Here is a 23,233-nt window from a genome sequence, read left to right as displayed (position 1 = left end):
CCCCCGGGGCCGCCGCGGCACTGACTCCGCCTGGGGCAGCAGGTACGCTCAACGCGATATGAGCAGCGAGACCCCTCCCCAGAAGCCCCGCGTCGCCGTCGTGTTCGGTGGCCGCAGCTCCGAACACGCCGTCTCCGTGGTGACCGCGGGCGCCGTGCTGGCCGCCATCGACCGCGAGAAGTACGAGGTGCTGCCCATCGGCATCACCCCGGACGGCCGTTGGGCCCTGACCGCCGACGATCCCGAGCGGATGGTCTTCACCGACCGTCGGCTGCCGAGCGTCACGGAGCTGGCCGAATCCGCCGAGGGCGCCGTTCTGCTCCCCTCGGACCCGACCAGCCGCGAGGTCGTCTACAGCGAACCCGGCTCGGCGCCCAAGGCACTGGGCGAGGTGGACGTCGTCTTCCCCGTCCTGCACGGCCCGTACGGCGAGGACGGCACGGTCCAGGGCCTCCTGGAGCTCTCCGGCGTCCCCTACGTCGGCTCGGGTGTCCTCGCCTCGGCCGCCGGCATGGACAAGGAGTACATGAAGCGGGTGTTCGTCTCCTACGGGCTGCCGGTCGGCCCGTACGAGGTCGTCCGCCCCCGCGAGTGGGAGCAGGAGGACCGGGCCGCCGCGGCCCGCGAGCGGATCGCGGACTTCGCCGGACGGCACGGCTGGCCGGTCTTCGTCAAGCCCGCCCGTGCCGGGTCCTCCATGGGCATCAGCAAGGTCGACGACCTCTCCGGCCTGGACGCGGCCATCGAGGAGGCGCGCCGCCACGACCCGAAGATCCTGGTGGAGGCGCTGCTCACCGGTCGCGAGATCGAGTGCGGGGTGCTGGAATTCGAGGACGGGCCGCGCGGCAGCCTCCCGGCCGAGATCCCGCCCGTCTCCGACCACACCTTCTACGACTTCGAGGCCAAGTACATCGACTCGGCCACCGGCATCGTGCCCGCCCCGCTGACCGCGGAGCAGACCGCCGAGGTCCAGGAGCTGGCCGTCCGTGCCTTCGAGGCGCTGTCCTGCGAGGGCCTGGCCCGCGTGGACTTCTTCCTCCAGGACGACGGCACCTACGTCATCAACGAGATCAACACGATGCCCGGCTTCACGCCCATCTCGATGTACCCGCGGATGTGGCAGGAGAGCGGCGTCGCCTACCCGGAGCTGATCGACCGGCTGGTCCAGGCGGCGCTGCGGCGCTCCACGGGCCTGCGCTGAGGCCCCCGGGCCGCACCCGGCCGGGGCCTCACACCCCGGCCGGCACCGTCTTCTTGACGGCGTCCGCGAGGTCGGTGAGCACATCGACCTCGGGGGCGTACTTCTTCGGCACGCTCACCTCGACGTACGTCTTGCGCAGCACGGTCGTGAAGCGGTACCCCTCGTCCCCCTGCTTCTCGAAGAGCCACTCGACACCGTTGACCTCCGCCGCGTCCGCACCGGGGTTGTAATGTTCACTCCCAGGCACCAGCACGGCGGGCTTGGCCACGCCGCACCGCAGCCGGACGGCGGGATCGCCCCAGACGGCGGTGAAGTCCGAGACCGGCTCGGCGGTGCCGCGCTCCAGCCCGTCCACGGTCCGCGGCAACTCCTTCTGGAGCGCCCGGCACTGCCGCGCGGACGCGCCCTCGGGCGCGGGGGCGGCGACGGGGGTCGAGGACGAGCAGCTCACCGCGGCGAACGCCACGGTGAGCAGGGCCGGTGTCAGCAGCCGGCGCGACGAGGAGATCACCCGGCCGAGCATACGGGGAGCTAGAGATGGACCACCGGGCAGGTCAGGGTGCGGGTGATGCCGTCCACCTGCTGGACCTTGGCGACCACCATGCGGCCGAGTTCGTCGACCGTCTCGGCCTGGGCCCGCACGATCACGTCGTACGGACCGGTGACGTCCTCGGCCTGGATCACGCCGGGGATCTTGGCGATCACTTCCGCGACGGCCGACGCCTTGCCCACCTCGGTCTGGATCAGGATGTACGCCTGTACCACGGGACCTCCAGGGCGGCTTCGAGGATCATGTGGGAAGAAGGGACGCCACGGTACCGCGTCGGCGCGCGCGCCGGGGAGACCCGCGCCGCCGGGAACGCGGTGCGCGGCGCAACCAGGGGCGGCGCGACGGCCGTCCGCCCAGGGGGAGCACGGGCCGGCCGCGCGGTAGTGGAGTACGGATCGGCAGCGCAGTACGGATCGTCCGTACGCATCGGAAGGGCAGCAGCATGAAGGGCACCGTGGGCGAGCTGGGAGAGTTCGGGCTGATCAGGGAGCTGACCTCCCGGCTCACCGCCACCCCGGCCGTACGGATCGGACCGGGCGACGACGCCGCGGTGGTCACCGCGCCGGACCGCCGGGTCGTGGCCAGCACCGACGTCCTCCTCGAAGGGCGGCACTTCCGCCGCGACTGGTCCACCGCCTACGACGTGGGCCGCAAGGCCGCCGCGCAGAACCTGGCCGACATCGCCGCGATGGGCGCGGTGCCCACCGCCATCCTGCTCGGCCTGGTCGTCCCCGCCGAACTGCCCGCGACCTGGGCGACCGAGCTGATGGACGGGCTGCGCGACGAGTGCCAGGTGGCGGGCGCCGCCGTGGTGGGCGGCGACGTGGTGCGCGGCGACACGATCACCGTCGCGATCACCGCCCTGGGCGACCTGCGCAACCAGGAGCCGGTCACCCGATCCGGTGCCCAGCCCGGCGACGTGGTGGCCGTCACCGGCTGGCTGGGCTGGTCGGCGGCCGGGCACGCGGTCCTGGCCCGCGGCTTCCGCTCCCCGCGCGCCTTCGTGGAGGCGCACCGCCGCCCCGAACCGCCGTACCACGCGGGCCCGGCGGCGGCCGGCCTCGGCGCCACCGCCATGACGGACGTCAGCGACGGCCTGGTCGCCGACCTCGGCCACATCGCCGAGGCCAGCAAGGTCCGCATCGACCTGCGCTCGGGCCAGATCGACATCCCCTCCCAGATGTCCGACATCGGTACGGCGGTCGGCGTGGACCCGATGCAGTGGGTGCTCAACGGGGGCGAGGACCACGCGATCGTGGCCACGTTCCCGCCGGACGTGAAGCTGCCCGCCCGCTGGAAGGTGATCGGCGAGGTGCTGCACCCGTCGGCGCTGCCGCAGGTCACGGTGGACGGGGCGCCGTGGGCCAAGGCGGGCTGGGACCACTTCGGCGACGACCAGGACGGCGAACCGGCCGGGAGCTGAGCGGCCCGGCCCCAGGCCCCGGGGCCCCGCCTCGCGCCGCCCCCTCGGCCCCGGCCCGCCCGGGGCGCCGGTAGATTCGCCGCCATGCGCACTCCTCCACGCGTCCTGACCGTCGCCGGGTCCGACTCCGGCGGCGGCGCGGGCATCCAGGCCGACCTGAAGACGATGCTGGCGCTCGGCACGCACGGCATGAGCGTGCTGACCGCCGTCACCGCGCAGAATTCGCTGGGCGTGCAGGGCGCGTGGGAGCTGCCCGCGGAAGCCGTACGGGCCCAGTTCCGCAGCGTCGTGGACGACATCGGCGTCCAGGCCGTCAAGACCGGCATGCTCGCCTCGCCGGAGCTGGTCGAGACCGTCGCGGAGCTGCTCGCCGGGATGGCGGCGCCCGTCGTGATCGACCCGGTGGGCGTCTCCAAGCACGGCGACACGCTGCTGGCCGCCGCGGCCCTGGACGCGGTCCGTACGAAGCTGCTGCCCACCGCCACCCTCGCCACCCCCAACCTCGACGAGGTCGCCCAGCTCACCGGCGTACGGGTCCGGGAGGAGGCGGACCTGCCGCGCGCCGCCGCCGCGGTCCTCGGCTTCGGGCCGCGATGGGTGCTGATCAAGGGCGGTCACCTGGAGGGCGACGCCGTCGACCTGCTCACCGACGGCACCGAGGAGCACTGGCTGCGCGCCCCGCGGCACGACAACCGGCACACCCACGGCACCGGCTGCACGCTCGCCAGCGCCGTCGCCGCGCAGCTCGCCAAGGGAGACGGCGTCCCGGAGGCCGTCGCGGCGGCCAAGGAGTACGTCACCGGGGCCATCGCGGGCGGCTTCCGGCTGGGCGCGGGGATCGGGCCGGTGGACCACGGGTGGCGGCTGCGCGGGTAGACGCCGCCCGGCTGCCGTACGGCGCCCCTGCGCGCGGGTACGGCAAAAAGCCGGTCCACCGAAGTGGACCGGCTTTCAGGCAACCGGCGGGGGCTGCGCTACGACTATGACGTCAGCGCGAGACCTTGCCGGCCTTGATGCACGAGGTGCAGACGTTGAGCCGCTTCGGCGTGCGCCCGATGACCGCGCGCACCGTCTGGATGTTGGGGTTCCAACGACGGTTGGTACGGCGGTGCGAGTGGGAAACGCTCTTGCCGAAGCCCGGCCCCTTGCCGCAGACGTCGCAGTTGGCAGCCACGGGTCACTCCAAAGACTTCAGATGCACTTACGGTGAAATCCCGACGAGCGGAGTGCATTGAACCGACCGGCTTCGCCAGGAGAGGAATGGCCCGATTCGCATCGGGCAACCGGAGCAGCATACAACGACCACTCCCGCAGAACGAAACTACCACGAGCGCCCCGGGCCCCGCCCCGGCGGACGGCCCCGCCCGCGACTACTGTGCGGTGGATCGCATGACCGAGCCGAGCCCGCCACGGGCCGCTGGCCTAGGAGGACGACGGTGCCGCACCCGCTCGACGCCGCTGCGGTACGCACCTGGTGCGCCCTGGCGCTCCAGGCCCTGGGCCGCGAGCGTGAGCGGATCGACGCGATCAACGTCTATCCGGTGGCCGACGGGGACACCGGCACCAATCTGTACCTGACCGTGGAGTCCGCGGCCCGCGCGGTCGAGGCCGCCTTCGACGGACACGGCGCCTCGGGCACCGCGCCCGGTCTGGCCGACGCCGTCGGCGCCATGGCGCACGGGGCCCTGATCGGGGCGCGCGGCAATTCCGGCACGATCCTCGCGCAGCTGCTGCGCGGCATGGCCGAGATCCTCGGAGACGGCGCGGACGGCGACGGGCGGACCGACGGCGCCGCGGACGGCGGCCACGGCGCGGCCACCGCGCTGAAGCGGGCCTTGCGGCGGGCGGCCGAGTCGACGTACGAAGCCGTGGCGCACCCCGTGGAAGGCACCGTCCTGACGGTCGCCACCGTGGCCGCCCGGGCGGCGGAGCGGGCCGACGGGAGCCCGGCGGCGGTGGCGCGGGCCGCGTACGAGGGAGCGCGTACGGCCCTGGAGGCGACGCCGGGCCAGCTGGCGGTCCTGGGCCGGGCGGGCGTCGTGGACGCGGGCGGCTGCGGCCTGGTCGCGCTGCTGGGCGCGCTCGCCGGGGCGCTGTCCGGGGAGGTGCCGACCGCGGCGATCGCCGTACGGCCGGACGCCCCCGTTCCGGCGGCCGGGGACTGCCCGGCGGCGGACGGCGACGCGGCGGGCCGGGGCGGGCCGCACGGCGACGGGGACCCGGACGGGCCGGCCTTCGAAGTGATCTACCTCCTGGAGGCGGACGACGCCGCCGTGGCCCGGCTGCGCGCGCGCCTGGACGGTCTCGGCGACTCCCTGGTGGTGGTCGGCGGGGACGGCCTGTGGAACGTGCACGTCCACGTGGACGACGCGGGCGCCGCCGTCGAAGCGGGCATCGAGGCGGGCCGCCCGTACCGCATCCGCATCACCCACTTCGGGGCGGCCGACGGGGGCCGGACGGCCCGCCGCCGCGAGCCGGAGCCGGCGGCACGCGCCGTGGTGGCGGTGGTACCGGGCGACGGCCTCGCCGGGCTGTGCGCCGAGGCGGGCGCGACCGCGGTGACCGTACGCCCCGGGGAGCCGCCCGCCAGCGGCGAACTGGTCCAGGCGATCCGGCAGGCGCACGCCCGCGAGGTGATGCTGCTGCCCAACGACCCCGAGCTGCGGCACACCGCGGCGGCCGCGGCCGAGCAGGCCCGTACCGAAGGCGTACGGGTCGCGCTGATCCCCACCCGCGCCGCCGTCCAGGGGATCGCCGCGCTGGCCGTGCACGAGCCGGCCCGCAGCTTCGACGAGGACGTGGTGGCCATGACCGCCGCCGCGGGCGCCACCCGCTACGCGGAGCTGGCCGTCGCGGAACGGCAGTCCTGGACGATGGCCGGGGTCTGCCAGGCCGGGGACGTGCTCGGCCTCATCGACGGGGACGTGGCGGTGATCGGCTCCGACCTCGCCGGGACCGCGACGACCGTCCTGGACCGGATGCTCTCCGCCGGCGGGGAAATGGTGACGCTCGTGCTGGGCGCGGAATTCCCCGATTCCCTCGCGGAACGCCTGGAAAGGCACGTACGGGAGCGTTATCTGGCCGTGGACACCGTCGTCTACGAAGGCGGGCAGCGCGGTGCCCCGCTGCTCATCGGCGTCGAATGACGCGTTTCCGGGCGGCGGGGAAAACCGGCCCGGCCCCCGGCGGAAACCGGGGCTTGCCGCCCGATGTCAGTGGCGTGGTGTGCAATGGTCTGCGTGTCCGCGCTCGACGAACCCCTGAAGAAGATTCTCGGTGGCACCACCGCCAAGGTGATGGCCGAGCAGCTCGGCCTGAACACGGTCGGGGACCTGCTGCACCACTATCCGCGCAGATACGCGGAGCGCGGTGAGCTGACCCGGCTCTCCGACCTGCCGCTGGACGAACACGTCACGGTCGTCGCGCGGGTCGCCGACGCCCGGGTGCTGAAGTTCAACCACGGCCGCGGCCAGCGTCTGGAAGTGACCCTCACCGACGGCAGCGGCCGGCTCCAGCTCGTCTTCTTCGGCAAGGGCATCCACAAACCGCACAAGGACCTGCTGCCCGGCCGCCGCGCCATGTTCGCGGGCAAGGTCTCGGTCTTCAACCGCAAACTGCAGCTGGCCCACCCCGAATACGCGCTGCTGGAGGGCGAGGGCGGCGAGGAGGCCGTGGATGCCTTCGCGGGCCGCCTCATGCCGATCTACCCGGCCTGCCAGCAGATGGCCTCCTGGAAGATCAGCAAGGCCGTCGACGCCGTGCTGCCCAGCGCGCGCGAGGCGCTCGACCCGCTGCCCGAGGCGCTGCGCGCGGGGCGGGCCCTGCTGCCGCTCCCGGAGGCCCTGGAGAAGGTCCACCGGCCGCGCACGAAGGCCGACGTCGAGGACGCACGCTCCCGGCTGAAGTGGGACGAGGCGTTCGTCCTCCAGGTGGCGCTGGCCCGCCGCCGGATGGCCGAGACCCAACTTCCCGCCACTCCGCGCCCGTTGACGCCCGGCGGGCTGCTCGACGCGTTCGACGCGAAGCTGCCCTTCACCCTCACCGAAGGCCAGCGGAAGGTCAGCCGCGAGATCTTCGACGACCTGGCCACCGACCATCCGATGCACCGCCTCCTCCAGGGCGAGGTGGGCTCCGGCAAGACGCTGGTCGCGCTGCGCGCGATGCTCGCCGTCGTGGACACCGGCGGTCAGGCGGCGATGCTCGCGCCCACCGAGGTGCTGGCCCAGCAGCACCACCGGTCCATCACCGAGATGATGGGGGAGTTGGCCGAGGGAGGGATGCTGGGCGGGGCCGAGCAGGGCACCAAGGTGGTGCTGCTGACCGGCTCGATGGGTGCCGCCGCCCGCCGCCAGGCCCTGCTCGACCTCGTCACGGGCGAGGCCGGCATCGTCATCGGCACCCACGCGCTCATCGAGGACAAGGTCCGGTTCCACGACCTCGGGCTGGTCGTCGTCGACGAGCAGCACCGCTTCGGCGTCGAGCAGCGCGACGCCCTGCGCGGCAAGGGCAAGCAGCCGCCGCACCTGCTCGTCATGACGGCCACCCCCATTCCCCGTACGGTCGCCATGACCGTCTTCGGCGACCTGGAGACGTCCGTGCTGGACCAGCTCCCCGCCGGCCGCTCGCCGATCGCCAGCCACGTCGTGCCGGCCAAGGACAAGCCGCACTTCCTCGCCCGGGCCTGGGAGCGGGTGCGCGAGGAGGTCGAGGCCGGCCACCAGGCGTACGTGGTCTGCCCCCGCATCGGCGACGAGGAGGACGCGCCGAAGGCCAAGGGCGGGAAGCAGAAGTCCGCGCAGGAGGCCGGGGACGGCGGGGACGGCGGGGACGCGGACAAGCGCCCGCCGCTGGCCGTGCTGGAGGTCGCCGACCAGCTCCTCAAGGGCCCGCTCGCCGGACTGCGCGTCGAGGTGCTGCACGGCCGGATGCACCCGGACGACAAGGACGCGGTGATGCGCCGGTTCGCGGCCGGCGAGGTGGACGCGCTGGTGGCGACCACCGTCATCGAGGTCGGCGTGAACGTGCCCAACGCCACCGCCATGGTGATCATGGACGCGGACCGCTTCGGCGTCTCCCAGCTGCACCAGCTGCGCGGCCGGGTCGGCCGCGGCGCGGCGCCCGGCCTGTGCCTGCTGGTCAGCGAGATGCCCGAGGCCAGTCCCGCGCGCGCCCGGCTCGCCGCGGTGGCCGGCACCCTCGACGGCTTCGAGCTGTCCCGGATCGACCTGGAGCAGCGCCGCGAGGGCGACGTCCTCGGCCAGGCCCAGTCCGGCGCCCGTACGTCCCTGCGGATGCTCGCCGTCATCGAGGACGAGCAGGTCATCGAGGCCGCCCGCGAGGAGGCCACCTCGGTGGTCGCCGCCGACCCCGAGCTGGCGGGCTACCCGGAGCTGCGCATCGCCCTCCAGGCCCTGCTGGACGCCGAGCGCGAGCAGTACCTCGACAAGGGCTGAGCGCCCGCGCCCGGTCCGGCCGGGGCCGTCCCACGGGCCGCGGGCCCGGCCCGGGTCCGGCCGGCGCGGCCCCGGGCCGTCCGACGCCATATCGTGGGGGAGTGGTCCGCGCAGGCGGACCGTTCCCCTCCGCAGCGTGAAGGACCGAGGACCCATGACCCGCGTGATCGCCGGCGCGGCCGGCGGCCGGCGCCTGGCCGTGCCCCCCGGCAACGGCACCCGCCCGACCTCCGACCGGGCGCGCGAGGGCCTGTTCTCCACCTGGGAGTCGCTGTACGGCCCGCTGGCCGGTGCCCGGGTGCTGGACCTGTACGGCGGCTCCGGCGCCGTGGGCCTGGAGGCGCTGTCCCGCGGTGCCGCGCACGTCCTGCTGGTCGAGGCCGACGCCCGCGCCGTCCGCACCATCCGCGACAACGTCCGCACCCTCGGCCTGCCGGGCGCCGAGGTGCGGGCCGGCAAGGCCGAGCAGGTGGCCGCCGGAGCGGCCCCCGCCGACCCGTACGACGTGGTCTTCCTCGACCCGCCGTACGCCGTCACCAACAGCGATCTTGGAGAGATCCTGCTCACACTCCGCCGACGGGGCTGGTGTGCCGACGAGGCACTCGTCACCGTGGAGCGGAGCACCAGAGGCGGTCCGTTCCCCTGGCCGGACGGGTTCGAGCCGATTCGGTCCCGGCGCTACGGCGAGGGAACGCTTTGGTACGGTCGCGCCGCTTCGACGTGCGACAACGCGTCATGACCGGACCGGAGAGCGAGGAGACTCACGTGCGCCGCGCAGTCTGTCCGGGGTCGTTCGACCCCATCACCAACGGGCACCTGGACATCATCGCCCGGGCCTCCCGGCTCTATGACGTCGTCCACGTCACCGTGATGATCAACAAGGCCAAGCAGGGCCTGTTCTCGATCGACGAGCGGATCGACCTGATCCGCCGCGCCACCGCCGAGTACGGCAACGTCGAGGTCGAGTCCTTCCACGGCCTGCTCGTCGATTTCTGCAAGCAGCGTGACATCCCCGCCATCGTCAAGGGGCTGCGCGCGGTCAGCGACTTCGACTACGAGCTCCAGATGGCCCAGATGAACAACGGCCTCTCCGGCGTCGAGACCCTCTTCATCCCCACCAGCCCCACCTACAGCTTCCTCTCCTCCAGTCTGGTCAAGGAGGTCGCGGCATGGGGCGGCGACGTCTCCCACCTCGTGCCGCCCTTCGTCCTGGAGGAGCTGACCGCACGGCTCGGCGCCAAGTGATCCGCTGACGCCTCGTCAGCAGGTGTCGGTGCGGGGGTCTGTGGACGTACAGTCGTCCCCGTTCCGTCGTACCGACCCGGAAAGTGGCGAGTCCAAGGTGGACGTGCAGAAGAAGCTCGACGAGATCGTCCGGACCGTCGGCAGCGCCCGGTCCATGCCCATGTCGGCCTCGTGCGTGGTCAACCGCGCCGAGCTGCTCGCCATGCTGGAGGAGGTGCGCGCCGCCCTGCCCGGGTCGCTCGCCGAGGCCCAGGAACTGCTCGGCGGCCGCGAGCGGATGGTCGAGGAGGCCCGCGCCGAGGCGGAGCGGATCATCGAGTCCGCCAACGCCCACCGCGGCTCGCTGATCTCCGACACCGAGGTGGCCCGGCGGTCGCAGGCCGAGGCCGACCGGATCCTCGCCGAGGCCCGGCGCGAGGCCGAGGAGATCCGCGCCGAGGCCGACGACTACGTGGACAGCAAACTGGCCAACTTCGAGGTCGTCCTCACCAAGACCATCGGCTCGGTCGACCGCGGCCGCGAGAAGCTGCTCGGCCGCGCGCCGGGCGAGGACGGCCACGAGGACGAGGACGGTGTCCGGCAGCCCGAGCACAGCGCCGACCCGCAGACGCTCAAGGAGCGCGCCGACCGCTACGTGGACGCCAAGTTCGGCGCCTTCGAGGCCGTACTGACCAAGACCCTGGAGGCGGTCGGCCGCGGCCGGCAGAAGCTCCAGGGCGCCCGTCCGGCGGACGAGCTGGGCGCCCACCTCGCCGCGCAGCCCGACGGCCGCCACCCGGGCCACACCGGCGACGCCGAGTACCTCGCCGGTCTCGCCGAGCTGGCCGACCCCGTACCGCCGCAGTCCCCCGTACCCCCGCAGCCCGATCCCCAGCAGGGCTACTACACCGACCCGGCCTACCGGCAGCAGGACGCCTACGGCTATCCGCAGGCCCCGTACGCGCAGCAGGACCCGTACGGCTACGGCTGGCCGGACCCGCAGGCCCAGCAGCACCAGCAGCCCTATGACCCGAACGCGGCCTACCTGCCGCAGCACCAGCAGGCCCAGATCCCCGGGCAGGCCGCAGGCGGCCGGGGAGCGCAGCCCGCCGCGCTCGACGAGACCAGCCTCTTCGACACGAGCATGATCGACCTGGACCGGCTGCGGCAGTACGAGGAGGGGCGGCAGTAGCGGATTGGGCCTATCGGGACCGTTCCAGTATCCTGGCTCTTCGGTCGCGTGTACGTCCGCGATCCCTGCTGCCCGGTCACCGCCGGTGACGGGTGGCTCGTACGTCAGCGTAGAAAGCAGGAAGCCATCAACGCCCGCCTCGACCATCGTTCCCCGCTCGTGTTCGACACGCGCGATCTGGGGCGTCGTCCCGGTGCGCTGCAGCGGCTCTCCCGTACCGTCGAGGCCCCCCGGGACCTCGGCAACGAGGTCATCGGCGTGCCCGAGGGCGCGCCGGTGGAACTCGACTTCCGTCTGGAGTCGGTCATGGACGGGGTGCTCGTCACAGGCACCGCCCGTGCATCCGTCCAGGGGGAGTGCGTAAGGTGTCTGGAGCCGCTGGAGCGTGAGCTCGACGCGGACTTCCAGGAGATGTTCTCCTACCCCGACGCCGACGCCCGGGTCCGCACCGCGGAGCCCGGCGACGACGCCGAGGACGAGGAGGACACCCTCTTCCTCGAGGACGACCTGTTCGACCTCGAACCCGTGCTGCGTGATGCGGTGGTGCTCGCACTGCCGATGCAGCCGGTGTGCCGGGACGACTGCCCGGGCCTGTGCTCCCAGTGCGGAGAGCGGCTCGCGGACGACCCGGACCACCACCACGACGCCGTCGACATCCGTTGGGCGGCACTGCAGGGACTCGCCACCGGCCCGGACGGCGAGAAGGACAACATGAGCGGCGCCGAAGCGGGCGTCGACGAGAAGCAGGAGAAGTAGCCGTGGCTGTTCCGAAGCGGAAGATGTCGCGCAGCAACACGCGCCACCGCCGGTCGCAGTGGAAGGCTGCGGTCCCCACCCTGGTGGCGTGCGAGCGCTGCCACGAGCCGAAGCAGCAGCACATCGCGTGCCCGAGCTGCGGCACCTACAACAAGCGACAGGTCCTCGAGGTCTGATCGGCTGGTGACAGGCTCTATGTCAGACGCCCCTACGTCTCCCCGCAAGCGCGCGGCTGAAACGGCACCGGCGGACACGGCCTCGTCCCACACGCTTCTGGAAGGGCGGCTCGGCTACCAGGTCGAGTCCGCCCTTCTGGTGCGTGCGCTGACGCACCGCTCGTACGCGTACGAGAACGGCGGCCTGCCCACCAACGAGCGGCTCGAATTCCTCGGCGACTCGGTGCTCGGCCTGGTGGTCACGGACACGCTGTACCGCACCCACCCCGACCTGCCCGAAGGGCAGCTGGCCAAGCTGCGGGCCGCGGTGGTCAACTCGCGGGCGCTCGCCGAGGTGGGCCGCGGCCTCGACCTCGGCGCCTTCATCCGCCTCGGCCGGGGCGAAGAGGGCACCGGTGGCCGCAACAAGGCATCCATCCTGGCCGACACCCTCGAAGCGGTGATCGGCGCGGTCTATCTCGACCAGGGTCTCGACGCGGCCGGCGAGCTGGTGCACCGGCTCTTCGACCCGCTCATCGAGAAGTCCGCCGGCCTGGGGGCCGGCCTGGACTGGAAGACCAGCCTCCAGGAACTGACCGCGACCGAAGGTCTCGGTGTGCCGGAGTACCTGGTCAGCGAGACCGGTCCGGATCACGAGAAGACCTTCACTGCTGCTGCCCGCGTCGGTGGTGTCTCGTACGGCACCGGCACCGGCCGCAGCAAGAAGGAAGCCGAACAGCAGGCGGCGGAGTCCGCCTGGCGGGCGATCCGCGCGGCGGCGGACGAAGCGGCCGAGCGGGCCGCGGACGCGCCGCCGGCCGGGGAGCCCGTGGTTCCGCCGGCCGGGGACCCGCCCGTCGTCGGCTGAGCCCCCACTCGGTGTACCCGGCCGTCCGCCCCCGCACGGGGGAGGGCGGCCGGACCGTGCTTTACGGGACGGGGCCGGGGCTTTGCCGAACCGTCCGAGGCCCTACGGGATCGTCCGAGGCTTTGCGGGACCGCCCAGCGTCTCACGGGGCCGCCGGGCGTTCCCGGCCCGCACCATCCGTACCGCGTCCGCCGCCCGCGGCGGGCCCCCAGACGAGGAGAGCCGTGCCCGAGCTGCCCGAGGTCGAGGTCGTACGCCGCGGACTGGAGCGCTGGGTACGCGGCCGTACCGTCGCCGAGGTCGAGGTCCGGCACCCGCGCTCGGTCCGCCGGCACACCGCGGGCGCCGTCGACTTCGCCACCCGCCTGAAGGGGCAGCGCATCGGCGAGGCACGGCGCCGCGGCAAGTACCTGTGGCTGCCGGTCACCGACGGCCTGTCCGTCCTGGCCCACCTGGGTATGAGCGGGCAGCTGCTGGTCCAGCCGCAGGACACCCCGGACGAGAAGCACCTGCGCATCCGCTTCACCTTCGACGACGACGCCGGCACCGAACTGCGCTTCGTCGACCAGCGCACCTTCGGCGGACTGTCGCTGCACGACGCGGTGCCCGGCGACCCCGAAGGGCTGCCCGACGTCATCGCGCACATCGCCCGCGACCCGCTCGACCCGGCCTTCGACGACGCCGCCTTCCACGAGGCGCTGCGCCGCCGCCGCACCACCGTCAAGCGCGCCCTGCTGGACCAGTCGCTGATCAGCGGCGTCGGCAACATCTACGCCGACGAGGCGCTGTGGCGCTCCCGGCTGCACTATGACCGCCCGACCGCCACCTTCACCCGCCCCCGCACCGCCGAGCTGCTCGGCCACATCCGGGACGTGATGACCGCGGCCCTCGCCGTCGGCGGCACCAGCTTCGACAGCCTCTACGTGAACGTCAACGGCGAGTCGGGCTACTTCGAGCGGTCGCTGGACGCCTACGGGCGCGAGGACGAGCCGTGCCGCCGTTGCGGTACGGCCATGCGCCGCCGCCCCTGGATGAACCGCTCCAGCTACTTCTGCCCACGCTGCCAGCGGCCACCGCGCCCGTAAACTCCCGGGCCCGCCCGCGGGCGAGGCGCGCGCCCGGCCCGCATACCCCGCCCCCCGCGTGCCGCCGTACGCGGGGACCTGTACACGCCGACCCACGCGCATACGCGTGCTTTCGTACGGATGGAGATGCGACCCTGTAGCCAGGGGGCCATACCTTCGGAGGTTGGGATCCGATGGCGACGAGCATGCATCTGGTCTGGAGCTCGGCGGCGCCCGGCAGCGTCGTGTACGAGACACACGCGATCGAGGTGGTCGAAGAGGGCGGCGTACACGGAGAGGTCGTCAGCGAGCGGCACGAGGTCACGGTGCGCAGCCGCGCCCACGCGGAGGAGATCGCCGCCGAGCACGACTACGAGCTGTACCGGGACGGCCCGGAGTGGGAGAGCCTCCCGGAGGAGCACGAGACCGCGTGAGCCGCGCGCGGCGGGCGACCGGCTCAGAAGCCGAAGTCCTGCGTCCACCAAGGGCCGCCGGGGCCGAAGTGGGCGCCGACGCCCAGGGTCTTGTATTCGCAGTTGAGGATGTTGGCGCGGTGGCCGGGGCTGTGCATCCAGGTGTCCAGGACCGCGCGGGCGTCGGCCTGGCCGCGGGCTATGTTCTCGCCGCCAAGGTTGTCCACGCCCGCCGTCTTGGCCCGGTCCCATGGGCTGCGGCCGTCCGGGTCGGTGTGGTCGAAGAACCCGCGGCGCGCCATGTCACCGCTGAAGTCGCGGGCCAGGGCGCCGAGTTCGGGGTCGGCGGTGAGCGGTGAGCAGCCGGCCGCGGCGCGTTCCCGGTTGACCAGTGCCAGTACCTGCGACTCGGCGGTCGAGGGCGCGGTGTCCGGCGCGGCGGTGGCGCTCGGCGTGCTCTTCGCCGGCGCGGAGGACGGGTGCGTACGGTCCGGTTGCTCCGTACGGTCCCGGCCGGTGCCGGTGCTCCTGCCGGTGCCGGTGCCCCCGTCGGTGTCCGCGGGTGCGGACGGCTGCCGGGGGGCCGGGGTGGCCGACGGGGTGGCGGCCGAGGAGGGGTGTTCCCGTTCCGGGAGGCCGGGGCGGGTCTCGCCGCGGCTGGCCGGACCGGTGCCGCGGTCCGAGGGCGTCGCGGACGCCGCGGCACGCGCCGGCGGGGTCGGCAGCGAGCCCGCGCGGACCCGTTCGCCGGTGCCCCCGATGCCCCAGTCGTACTGGCTGCCGCCGGGCAGCAGGCCCGAGGCGACGGCCACGGCGCCCATCGCCACGGCGGCCGAGGCGCCGAGCAGCCCGGTGCGCACCGGAGCGCCGCGGCGGTCGCGCGCCGGGCGGTCGCCGCGGTGGCGGCCGGTGTGCGTGGGGGATGCGGCGGCCGGGGGCCCGGTCCGGTCCGTGGCTCCGGCGGCTTCGGGCGATGCGGGAGCGGAGCGTCGATGGCGGCCCATCCACTGCCTTCCTTCTGTCCACACGAGCGTCAACGCGCCTCACTCGTAAGGGTGAGTCTCGTTGCCGGGCGACTGTACGCCATGGCGTGCGGGGCCGATGTGCTCGCCGAGCAATTGGCCGGTTAACGTGCAGACATGAACGAAGATGTCCGCCTGACCGCCTGGGTGCGCGGCCGGGTCCAAGGCGTCGGCTTCCGGTGGTTCACCCGGGCCAACGCCCTGCGCATCGGCGGCCTCGCCGGTTTCGCCTCCAACCTCGGCGACGGCCGGGTGCAGGTGGTCGCCGAGGGCCCCCGCGCGCGCTGCGAGGAACTCCTGGAGTGGCTGCGCACCGGCGACACGCCCGGGCGCGTCGAAGGGGTGACGGAGATCTGGGACACACCGCGGGGCGGCTACGACGGGTTCGCGATCCGCTGACCCGCTGCGGCGCGGGGGATCCGCGTACCGGCCCACGGGTCGGTTTCGCGTGTCCCCGTCACATGCACAGTGCAGTCATGACCTGGTGGTTGCCAACTCGGCCGACCCGTGGAAGGCTGCCGCTGTAAGGATGATCTCCACGCCCCCGAGGCGCTTTTCTGGGGAGCCGGTCCGGCGTTGCCGCGACCGCGGGCTCCCGGGCGCCCAAGGATACGGGGCGTGATCGTGTTGACCCTCAAACCTTTTGGTGAGACTCTGGAAGCCCCGCGCACCTTAGCTGTTTGGCATTGAGTTCGCAGGACAATGGCAAGCACCGCGGGTGCGAATCCCTCACGACCCACACCGCTTCGGTCGGTCACTCAGTGTGGAGGACCATCCATCATGGCAAAGGCGCTTCTCGGTTACGTCGGCGGCTCCGACCCCCGAGTCCTCTCCGAGATGCGACGGCTTCAGCAGCGCGTCCAGGACCTGGAATCCGAACTCATCCGGATGCAGGCCGAGAACGACATGCTGTCCGCTGCCGCACGTCACGACGACTCGATGCTGGAGAGCATCGACGTACCCCAGGCGGAGCCCGCGCTCACCTGACCCCATCCCCCGGGGCCGACGGGCTGTTCGCCAGCCGCTTGAGGCACCGCTAGCAAGATTTCAAGGGACGCTTCGGCGTCCCTTCGTCGTTTTCCGCCGTTTCCACTTCCGTCCCGCGGCGCCCTCACCGTCTGATGTGCCCTGCACTTTCAGCGGTGAAACCGAAATCGAATAGGCGTAAGGCGAGCGGACGTCCCGCCCGCCGCCCGCGAACCGAACCGGACGCGCCTGCCGCCGGTGTGCGCCGGGCCCTCGTGCCGGGGTGCTGTCCGGCGGGGAACCGGTGACCGGATGGTACGTCTGGTGCTGCCGGGCGGCCCTGCCGGCGCCCTGCGCCCGGGGCCCGGCACCGCCGGGACGGCAGCTGACCGCCGTCCGGCAGCGGCCCGGCCCGGCTACGGCTCCACTTGGCCCCCGGGGCCCCGTACGCCCGCATCGGCCACGCACTGCCGCCCGGCCTGCGGGCCACCGGCTCCACCGCGCTCCCGGCCGGTAGAGTCCAACGGCGTGCATCTCAAGAGCCTGACACTGCGGGGATTCAAATCCTTCGCCTCCGCCACGACACTGCGTTTCGAACCCGGCATCACCTGTGTCGTGGGCCCCAACGGGTCGGGCAAGTCCAACGTCGTCGACGCCCTGTCCTGGGTCATGGGCGAGCAGGGCGCCAAGTCGCTGCGCGGCGGCAAGATGGAGGACGTGATCTTCGCCGGGACGACCGGCCGGCCCCCGCTGGGCCGCGCCGAGGTCTCGCTGACCATCGACAACTCCGACGGCGCGCTGCCGATCGAGTACGCCGAGGTCACCATCACCCGCACGATGTTCCGCAACGGCGGCAGCGAGTACCAGATCAACGGCGACACCTGTCGCCTGCTGGACATCCAGGAACTGCTGTCGGACTCCGGCATCGGCCGGGAGATGCACGTCATCGTCGGGCAGGGCCAGCTCGACTCCGTCCTGCACGCCGATCCGATGGGCCGCCGCGCCTTCATCGAGGAGGCCGCCGGCGTCCTCAAGCACCGCAAGCGCAAGGAGAAGGCGCTGCGCAAGCTGGAGGCGATGAAGGCGAACCTGGCGCGGGTCCAGGACCTCACCGACGAGCTGCGGCGCCAGCTCAAGCCGCTGGGCCGGCAGGCCGCCGTCGCCCGCCGCGCCGCCGTCATCCAGGCCGACCTGCGCGACGCCCGGCTGCGGCTGCTCGCCGACGACCTGGTGACGCTGCGCGAGGCACTGCGCGCGGAGATCGCCGACGAAGCGGCGCTCAAGCAGCGCAAGGAGGCCGCCGAGGAGCGGCTGAAGGAGGCCACGCGGCGCGAAGCCGCCCTGGAGGAAGAGGTACGGACGCTCACCCCCCGGCTCCAGCGGGCCCAGCAGACGTACTACGAGCTGTCGCAGCTGGCCGAGCGGGTGCGCGGCACCGTCTCGCTGGCCGACGCGCGGGTCAAGAGCGCGACGGCCGTCCCGCCCGAGGAGCGGCGCGGCCGGGACCCGGAGGACCTGGAGCGGGAGGCGGCCCGGGTCCGCGAGCAGGAGGCCGAGCTGGAGGCCGCACTGGAGGCGGCGAGCCGGGCGCTGGAGGACACCGCCGAGCACCGCGCCGAGCTGGAGCGGCAGCTCGCGGACGAGGAGCGGCGGCTGCGGGACGCGGCGCGCGCCCTGGCGGACCGGCGGGAGGGGCTGGCGCGGCTGCACGGGCAGGTCACCGCGGCCCGCGGCCGGGCCGCCTCGGCCCAGGCCGAGATCGGCCGGCTGGCCGCCGCCCGGGACGAGGCGCGGCAGCGCGCGGCCGATGCCCGGGAGCGCTACGAAGCGCTCAAGGCCGAGGTGGACGGGCTGGACGCGGGCGACGCCGACCTGGCGCGGCAGCACGCGGACGCGAAGCAGGACCTCGCCGAGGCGGAGGCCGCGCTGACCGCCGCACGGGAGGCGCTGACCGCCGCGGAGCGGCAGCGCGCCGCGGTCCAGGCCCGGCACGACGCGCTGGCGCTCGGACTGCGCCGCAAGGACGGGACCGGCGCGCTGCTGGGCGCCGCCGACCGGCTGAGCGGCCTGCTCGGCCCGGCCGCCGAGCTGCTGACCGTCGCGCCCGGCCACGAGGTCGCGGTGGCGGCGGCACTCGGCGCGGTGGCGGACGCGGTGGCGGTGGCCGGTCCGGGCACGGCTGCCGAAGCGATTCGCCTGCTGCGCAAGGAGGACGCGGGGCGCGCGGCGATGGTGCTGGGAGCGGGCCCGGCGGTGGAGTCCGCACCGGCCGCGGACACCGGCGGCCTGCCGCTCGCGGCCGAACTGGTCCAGGGGCCCGCGGAGTTGCTGCGATCCGTACGGTGGCTGCTGCGCGACATGGTGGTCGTACCCTCGCTGGAGGACGCCGAGGAACTGGTGGCCGCCCGGCCGGAACTGACGGCGGTGACCGCCGAAGGCGACGTCCTCGGCACGCGTTTCGCCCAGGGCGGCTCGGCCGGCGCGCCGAGCCTGCTGGAGGTGCAGGCGTCCGTCGACGAGGCGGCGGCCGAGGCCGCGGAACTGGGCGAACGCTGCGCCGGGCTGACCGCCGCTCAGGAAGCCGCCCGGCAGCGGCGGGACGAATGCGCGGCGCTGGCCGAGGAGCTGGGGGAGCGGCGGCGCGCGGCCGACCGCGAGAAGTCCCGGGTCGCGGGCGACCTGGGCCGCCTCGGCGGGCAGGCACGCGGCGCCGCCGACGAGGCGGAGCGCTCGGCCGCCGCCGCGGCCAAGGCCGAGGAGGCGCTCGTCCGGGCGACCGAGGAGGCCGAGGAGCTGGCCGCGCGGCTGGCGGTGGCCGAGGAGGAGCCGGCCGACGAGGAGCCGGACACCTCCGTACGGGACCGGCTGGCCGCGGACGGCGCCAACGCGCGGCAGACGGAGATGGAGGCGCGCCTCCAGGTCCGTACGCACGAGGAGCGGGTCAAGGCGCTGGCCGGGCGGGCCGACGGCCTGGACCGCGCGGCCCGGGCCGAACGCGAGGCGCGGGCCCGGGCCGAGCAGCGGCGCGCGCGGGCCCGTCACGAGGCCGCGGTGGCCTCGGCGGTCGCCTCCGGGGCGCGTCAGCTGCTGGCGCACATCGAGGTCTCGGTCGTCCGGGCGGAGGAGGAACGGCTGGCTGCCGAGCTGGCCAAGCAGGAGCGCGAGCAGGCGCTGGTGGCCGAGCGCAACGCGAGCCGCGAGCTGAAGAGCGAGCTGGACAAGCTCACCGACTCCGTGCACCGCGGCGAGGTGCTGGGCGCGGAGAAGCGCATGCGCATCGAGCAGCTGGAGACCAAGGCGCTGGAGGAGCTGGGCGTCGAGCCCGGGGCGCTGGTGGCCGAGTACGGCCCCGACCAGCCCGTACCGCCGTCCCCCGCCGCGCAGGGCGAGGAGCTGCCGCAGGACCCGGAGCACCCGCGCAACCGGCCGGTGGCCTACGTACGGGCCGAACAGGAGCAGCGGCTCAAGGCCGCCGAGCGGGCGTATCAGCAGCTCGGGAAGGTGAACCCGCTGGCGCTGGAGGAGTTCGCCGCACTGGAGGAGCGCCACCGGTTCCTCAGTGAACAGCTTGAAGACTTGAAGAAGACCCGGGCCGACCTGCTCCAGGTGGTCAAGGAGGTCGACGAGCGGGTGGAGCAGGTCTTCACGGAGGCGTTCCAGGACACCGCGCGGGAGTTCGAGGGCGTCTTCGCGCGGCTGTTCCCGGGCGGCGAGGGACGGCTCGTGCTGACCGACCCGGACAACATGCTCACCACCGGCCTGGACGTGGAGGCCCGCCCGCCCGGCAAGAAGGTCAAGCGGCTGTCGCTGCTGTCGGGCGGCGAGCGGTCGCTGACCGCGGTGGCCCTGCTGGTCTCGATCTTCAAGGCGCGCCCCAGCCCGTTCTACGTGATGGACGAGGTCGAGGCGGCGCTCGACGACACCAATCTGCAGCGGCTGATCGGGATCATGGAGGAGCTCCAGGAGAGTTCCCAGCTGATCGTGATCACGCACCAGAAGCGGACGATGGAGGTCGCCGACGCGCTGTACGGGGTGTCCATGCAGGGCGACGGCGTCTCGAAGGTCATCAGCCAGCGGCTGCGCTGACCCCGGCGGGGTAACCGGTGCGACATACACGATTACTGCACGCCGTCACGGTTCATAACTTGAACGCATTGCCCGTGATCCTTCGCCGAAACAAATTCATCACGACCTATTGACTTCGAAACTTGAAGGCATAGGGTCTGCAACGTTGCTTTTACCTTCAAGTGGTGGGTACCCCCAACCTATGCGCCACTGGAAGGGCCAGCCCCCTACGCCCGGCAGCGCAGCCGGGCACTGGAGTACACGTTGACCAGCACCGCGCAGCCGACGACACCGGAGGGCCGCAAGGCCCAGCCGGACCACCTCGGCCATGTCATCTTCATCACCGCGGCTGCCGCGATGGGCGGCTTCCTCTTCGGCTACGACAGCTCCGTGATCAACGGCGCGGTCGAGGCGATCCGCGGCCGCTACGAGGTGGGCTCCGCGGGGCTCGCCCAGGTGATCGCCATCGCGCTGATCGGCTGCGCCATCGGGGCCGCCACGGCGGGCCGGATCGCCGACCGCATCGGCCGGATCCGGGTCATGCAGATCGCCGCGGCGCTGTTCACGATCAGCGCGGTCGGCTCGGCGCTGCCGTTCGCCCTGTGGGACCTGGCCATGTGGCGCGTCTTCGGCGGCATCGCGATCGGTATGGCCTCGGTCATCGGCCCGGCCTACATCGCCGAGGTCGCGCCGCCCGCGTACCGGGGCCGGCTGGGCTCCTTCCAGCAGGCCGCGATCGTCATCGGCATCGCCGTCTCCCAGCTGGTGAACTGGGGCATCCTCAACCTCGCCGACGGTGACCAGCGCGGCAAGCTGGCGGGCCTGGAGGCCTGGCAGTGGATGCTCGGCGTGATGGTCGTACCGGCCATCCTCTACGGCCTGCTCTCCTTCGCGATCCCCGAGTCGCCCCGCTTCCTGATCTCGGTCGGCAAGACCGAGAAGGCCAAGGAGGTGCTGGCCGAGGTCGAGGGCCACGGCGTGGACCTGGACTACCGGGTCGGTGAGATCAAGGAGGCCATGCGCCGGGAGCACAAGTCCAGCTTCAAGGACCTGCTGGGCGGCCGGTTCGGCTTCCTGCCGATCGTGTGGATCGGTATCGGGCTGTCGGTCTTCCAGCAGCTCGTCGGCATCAACGTGGCGTTCTACTACTCCTCGACGCTGTGGCAGTCCGTCGGCATCAACCCGAGCAGCTCGTTCTTCTACAGCTTCACCACGTCGATCATCAACATCATCGGCACCGTGATCGCGATGATCTTCGTGGACCGGATCGGCCGCCGCCCGCTGGCCCTGATCGGCTCCGCGGGCATGGCCGTCGCCCTCGCCCTGGAGGCCTGGGCCTTCGCCTCGAAGACCGCGGCCGGCACGCTGCCGACCGCCGAGGGCACGGTCGCCCTGATCGCGGCCCACGGCTTCGTCCTCTTCTTCGCCCTGTCCTGGGGCGTCGTGGTCTGGGTGTTCCTCGGTGAGATGTTCCCGAACAAGATCCGCGCCGCCGCGCTCGGTGTCGCCGCCTGTGCGCAGTGGATCGCCAACTGGGCCATCACGGCCAGCTTCCCGAGCCTTTCCGACTGGAACCTTTCGGGTACGTACGTGATCTACATGATCTTCGCTCTGCTCTCGATCCCCTTCGTGCTGAAATTCGTGAAGGAGACCAAGGGCAAGGCGTTGGAGGAGATGGGCTAACCCCCCCCCGCCAGTCCTTCTCCTCAGTTGTGGGCAGCTGCCCCGGTCCGTCCGACGGATCGGGGCAGCTCCTTCATTACGGGCGGCTTTTTCCCGGCGGTGCAATTTCCGCCGTACGGGGTTCCGCGCCGCCGTCCCGGAGCGGCCCGGCGACCCGGTCGCCCTCCCGCCGTCCTTCAGTCGTCCTTCAGATGGGGAACGACCCGCTCCGCGAACAGGTGTACGGAACGCCAGCCTTCGTCCACCGGCATCCCCCCGCACAGCGGATGCAGGATCAGCGACCCCGACGGCCCCGCCTCCCCGGCCAGCCGCACGCACTCCTCGGGCGTCACGATCCGGTAGATCCCCTCCCGGCGCAGCGCCTCGGCGTCCCCGGCGGCGGACCGGACGGCCGACCGCGCGCCGGCGGTCTGCCAGGAGGCGTACGTACGGGCCTCGTGGAGCAGGTGCCCGCCGTACTCGGCCCACGCCCGGTCCGGGTCCTCGGACACGTGCAGCAGACACGTCCGGGCGGCGGGCTGGAGCACCCAGCCCTCGGTGCCGTAGTCGGCGCGCCGCGCGTGGTAGTACGCCTCCAGCTCCGGCAGGTGCGCGCTCGGGAACAGCGGCAGGCCCAGCCGCGCGGCCCGGCGCGCGGCGGCCCGGGAACTGCCGCCGACCAGCAGCGGCGGATGGGGCTGCGTGTACGGGCGCGGGGTGACCCGCACCGTACGGCCCCGGTAGCGGAACGGTTCGCCGGTCCAGGCGGCGAGCAGCGTCTCCAGCACCTCGTCCTGGAGCGCGCCGCGCCACTGCCAGTCACGGCCGTGCGCCGCGTACTCCTCGGGCCGGTAGCCGATGCCCGCCACGACGATCAGGCGGCCACCGCTCAGCAGGTCCAGCACGGCGATCTCCTCGGCCAGCCGCAGCGGGTCGTGCAACGGGGTGATCAGCGCGGAGACGGTGACGGTGATCCGCCGGGTGGCACCCAGGACGGCGCCGGCGAAGGTCAACGGCGCGGGCATCCAGCCGTTGCCCGTGGCGTGGTGCTCCTCGGTCTGGACGGTGGTCAGCCCCCGTTCGTCGGCGAAGACGGCCATATCGACGGCGGCCCGGTAGCGGGCGCCGAGCGACGCGGGGGTGGCGGAGGGGGCGGCGAGGTTGAAGCGCAGGACCGTTACGGGCATGACGAACGTCCCCTTCACCGAGGGCGGTGGCC

Annotated in this window: 22 protein-coding genes; 17 read left to right on the top strand and 5 right to left on the bottom strand. The window is 73.1% G+C overall.

Annotated features, from left to right (window positions below):
- Window positions 1-58 precede the first annotated feature (58 nt).
- Window positions 59-1,201: a D-alanine--D-alanine ligase family protein gene (locus ACH4FX_RS25885; protein WP_398482740.1), complete on the top strand. Its 1,143-nt coding sequence runs from the start codon at window positions 59-61 to the stop codon at window positions 1,199-1,201.
- A 28-nt stretch (window positions 1,202-1,229) separates the two neighbouring features.
- Here the strand turns inward: ACH4FX_RS25885 and ACH4FX_RS25880 are convergent, their stop codons facing one another.
- A complete protein-coding gene (locus ACH4FX_RS25880; RefSeq protein WP_398482738.1) occupies window positions 1,230-1,724 on the bottom strand; it encodes a DUF3515 domain-containing protein in 495 nt (164 codons plus the stop codon).
- Between the two features lie 8 nt (window positions 1,725-1,732).
- The gene (locus tag ACH4FX_RS25875) at window positions 1,733-1,966 is read right to left on the bottom strand and encodes an Lrp/AsnC family transcriptional regulator (protein WP_398482736.1); all 234 of its coding nucleotides are present in this window, start codon (window positions 1,964-1,966) and stop codon (window positions 1,733-1,735) included.
- A 227-nt stretch (window positions 1,967-2,193) separates the two neighbouring features.
- Between ACH4FX_RS25875 and ACH4FX_RS25870 the strand changes: the two genes are divergently transcribed.
- Together ACH4FX_RS25870 and thiD are read left to right on the top strand one after the other, a co-directional pair.
- Entirely contained in the window at window positions 2,194-3,174 is a 981-nt protein-coding gene (locus ACH4FX_RS25870; protein WP_398482734.1) for a thiamine-phosphate kinase, read from the top strand.
- A gap of 84 nt (window positions 3,175-3,258) precedes the next feature.
- Window positions 3,259-4,050 (top strand): bifunctional hydroxymethylpyrimidine kinase/phosphomethylpyrimidine kinase, encoded by a 792-nt coding sequence (thiD, locus tag ACH4FX_RS25865; protein ID WP_398482732.1) that lies wholly within the window; start codon window positions 3,259-3,261, stop codon window positions 4,048-4,050.
- 112 nt (window positions 4,051-4,162) lie between these two features.
- Here the strand turns inward: thiD and rpmB are convergent, their stop codons facing one another.
- A complete protein-coding gene (gene rpmB / locus ACH4FX_RS25860; RefSeq protein ID WP_003984695.1) occupies window positions 4,163-4,348 on the bottom strand; it encodes a 50S ribosomal protein L28 in 186 nt (61 codons plus the stop codon).
- Window positions 4,349-4,610: 262 nt separating this feature from the next.
- Here rpmB and ACH4FX_RS25855 point away from each other — a divergent pair, with 262 nt between their 5' ends.
- From ACH4FX_RS25855 to ACH4FX_RS25810, 10 genes are all read left to right on the top strand, one after another.
- Complete coding sequence (locus ACH4FX_RS25855; RefSeq protein ID WP_398482730.1) at window positions 4,611-6,320, top strand: DAK2 domain-containing protein; 1,710 nt, start codon at window positions 4,611-4,613, stop codon at window positions 6,318-6,320.
- Window positions 6,321-6,413: 93 nt separating this feature from the next.
- Window positions 6,414-8,627, top strand: a complete 2,214-nt coding sequence (recG, locus tag ACH4FX_RS25850; protein WP_398482728.1) for an ATP-dependent DNA helicase RecG — start codon at window positions 6,414-6,416, stop codon at window positions 8,625-8,627.
- A 154-nt stretch (window positions 8,628-8,781) separates the two neighbouring features.
- Window positions 8,782-9,366, top strand: coding sequence for a 16S rRNA (guanine(966)-N(2))-methyltransferase RsmD (rsmD, locus tag ACH4FX_RS25845; protein WP_398482726.1), 585 nt, complete (start codon window positions 8,782-8,784; stop codon window positions 9,364-9,366).
- A complete protein-coding gene (coaD, locus tag ACH4FX_RS25840) occupies window positions 9,363-9,872 on the top strand; it encodes a pantetheine-phosphate adenylyltransferase (protein WP_030185812.1) in 510 nt (169 codons plus the stop codon). The genes rsmD and coaD overlap by 4 nt, the downstream gene beginning before the upstream one ends.
- 97 nt (window positions 9,873-9,969) lie before the next feature.
- Window positions 9,970-11,043, top strand: a complete 1,074-nt coding sequence (locus tag ACH4FX_RS25835; RefSeq protein WP_398482810.1) for a cell division initiation protein — start codon at window positions 9,970-9,972, stop codon at window positions 11,041-11,043.
- 126 nt (window positions 11,044-11,169) lie between these two features.
- Window positions 11,170-11,799 carry a YceD family protein gene (locus ACH4FX_RS25830; RefSeq protein ID WP_398482808.1) on the top strand — a complete coding sequence of 210 codons (630 nt, stop codon included), beginning with the start codon at window positions 11,170-11,172 and terminating at the stop codon, window positions 11,797-11,799.
- A gap of 2 nt (window positions 11,800-11,801) precedes the next feature.
- Window positions 11,802-11,975 (top strand): 50S ribosomal protein L32, encoded by a 174-nt coding sequence (gene rpmF, locus ACH4FX_RS25825; protein WP_003951102.1) that lies wholly within the window; start codon window positions 11,802-11,804, stop codon window positions 11,973-11,975.
- A 19-nt stretch (window positions 11,976-11,994) separates the two neighbouring features.
- Entirely contained in the window at window positions 11,995-12,822 is an 828-nt protein-coding gene (gene rnc, locus ACH4FX_RS25820; protein ID WP_398482724.1) for a ribonuclease III, read from the top strand.
- A 224-nt stretch (window positions 12,823-13,046) separates the two neighbouring features.
- Window positions 13,047-13,907 (top strand): bifunctional DNA-formamidopyrimidine glycosylase/DNA-(apurinic or apyrimidinic site) lyase, encoded by an 861-nt coding sequence (mutM, locus tag ACH4FX_RS25815; protein WP_398482723.1) that lies wholly within the window; start codon window positions 13,047-13,049, stop codon window positions 13,905-13,907.
- A 173-nt stretch (window positions 13,908-14,080) separates the two neighbouring features.
- On the top strand, window positions 14,081-14,320 hold the full coding sequence (locus tag ACH4FX_RS25810) for a hypothetical protein (RefSeq protein WP_398482721.1): 240 nt from the start codon (window positions 14,081-14,083) through the stop codon (window positions 14,318-14,320).
- Window positions 14,321-14,343: 23 nt separating this feature from the next.
- Here the strand turns inward: ACH4FX_RS25810 and ACH4FX_RS25805 are convergent, their stop codons facing one another.
- Window positions 14,344-15,303, bottom strand: coding sequence for a CAP domain-containing protein (locus ACH4FX_RS25805; protein WP_398482719.1), 960 nt, complete (start codon window positions 15,301-15,303; stop codon window positions 14,344-14,346).
- 135 nt (window positions 15,304-15,438) lie between these two features.
- Here ACH4FX_RS25805 and ACH4FX_RS25800 point away from each other — a divergent pair, with 135 nt between their 5' ends.
- From ACH4FX_RS25800 to ACH4FX_RS25785, 4 genes are all read left to right on the top strand, one after another.
- Window positions 15,439-15,720: an acylphosphatase gene (locus ACH4FX_RS25800; RefSeq protein ID WP_398482717.1), complete on the top strand. Its 282-nt coding sequence runs from the start codon at window positions 15,439-15,441 to the stop codon at window positions 15,718-15,720.
- Between the two features lie 381 nt (window positions 15,721-16,101).
- Window positions 16,102-16,308, top strand: a complete 207-nt coding sequence (locus tag ACH4FX_RS25795; protein WP_030376453.1) for a hypothetical protein — start codon at window positions 16,102-16,104, stop codon at window positions 16,306-16,308.
- A 507-nt stretch (window positions 16,309-16,815) separates the two neighbouring features.
- Window positions 16,816-20,373: a chromosome segregation protein SMC gene (gene smc, locus ACH4FX_RS25790; RefSeq protein ID WP_398482715.1), complete on the top strand. Its 3,558-nt coding sequence runs from the start codon at window positions 16,816-16,818 to the stop codon at window positions 20,371-20,373.
- Between the two features lie 243 nt (window positions 20,374-20,616).
- Window positions 20,617-22,035, top strand: coding sequence for a sugar porter family MFS transporter (locus ACH4FX_RS25785; RefSeq protein ID WP_398482713.1), 1,419 nt, complete (start codon window positions 20,617-20,619; stop codon window positions 22,033-22,035).
- A gap of 176 nt (window positions 22,036-22,211) precedes the next feature.
- Here the strand turns inward: ACH4FX_RS25785 and ACH4FX_RS25780 are convergent, their stop codons facing one another.
- Complete coding sequence (locus ACH4FX_RS25780; RefSeq protein WP_398482711.1) at window positions 22,212-23,201, bottom strand: LLM class flavin-dependent oxidoreductase; 990 nt, start codon at window positions 23,199-23,201, stop codon at window positions 22,212-22,214.
- Window positions 23,202-23,233: the final 32 nt, after the last annotated feature.

It is taken from the genome of Streptomyces sp. NPDC018019 (assembly GCF_044327805.1).
Taxonomy (GTDB): Bacteria; Actinomycetota; Actinomycetes; order Streptomycetales; family Streptomycetaceae; genus Streptomyces.
This window is presented reverse-complemented; position numbering and strand designations above follow the sequence as displayed.

What these genes read in the sequence shown, in the direction of transcription:
- thiD (WP_398482732.1), top strand. Translation starts at nt 3,259, where the DNA reads ATGCGCACTCCTCCACGCGTCCTGACCGTCGCCGGGTCCGACTCCGGC.
- ACH4FX_RS25795 (WP_030376453.1), top strand. Translation starts at nt 16,102, where the DNA reads ATGGCAAAGGCGCTTCTCGGTTACGTCGGCGGCTCCGACCCCCGAGTC.
- ACH4FX_RS25810 (WP_398482721.1), top strand. Translation starts at nt 14,081, where the DNA reads ATGGCGACGAGCATGCATCTGGTCTGGAGCTCGGCGGCGCCCGGCAGC.
- coaD (WP_030185812.1), top strand. Translation starts at nt 9,363, where the DNA reads ATGACCGGACCGGAGAGCGAGGAGACTCACGTGCGCCGCGCAGTCTGT.
- ACH4FX_RS25805 (WP_398482719.1), bottom strand. Translation starts at nt 15,303, where the DNA reads ATGGGCCGCCATCGACGCTCCGCTCCCGCATCGCCCGAAGCCGCCGGA.
- ACH4FX_RS25780 (WP_398482711.1), bottom strand. Translation starts at nt 23,201, where the DNA reads ATGCCCGTAACGGTCCTGCGCTTCAACCTCGCCGCCCCCTCCGCCACC.
- ACH4FX_RS25880 (WP_398482738.1), bottom strand. Translation starts at nt 1,724, where the DNA reads ATGCTCGGCCGGGTGATCTCCTCGTCGCGCCGGCTGCTGACACCGGCC.
- ACH4FX_RS25800 (WP_398482717.1), top strand. Translation starts at nt 15,439, where the DNA reads ATGAACGAAGATGTCCGCCTGACCGCCTGGGTGCGCGGCCGGGTCCAA.
- rnc (WP_398482724.1), top strand. Translation starts at nt 11,995, where the DNA reads ATGTCAGACGCCCCTACGTCTCCCCGCAAGCGCGCGGCTGAAACGGCA.
- ACH4FX_RS25885 (WP_398482740.1), top strand. Translation starts at nt 59, where the DNA reads ATGAGCAGCGAGACCCCTCCCCAGAAGCCCCGCGTCGCCGTCGTGTTC.
- rsmD (WP_398482726.1), top strand. Translation starts at nt 8,782, where the DNA reads ATGACCCGCGTGATCGCCGGCGCGGCCGGCGGCCGGCGCCTGGCCGTG.
- ACH4FX_RS25870 (WP_398482734.1), top strand. Translation starts at nt 2,194, where the DNA reads ATGAAGGGCACCGTGGGCGAGCTGGGAGAGTTCGGGCTGATCAGGGAG.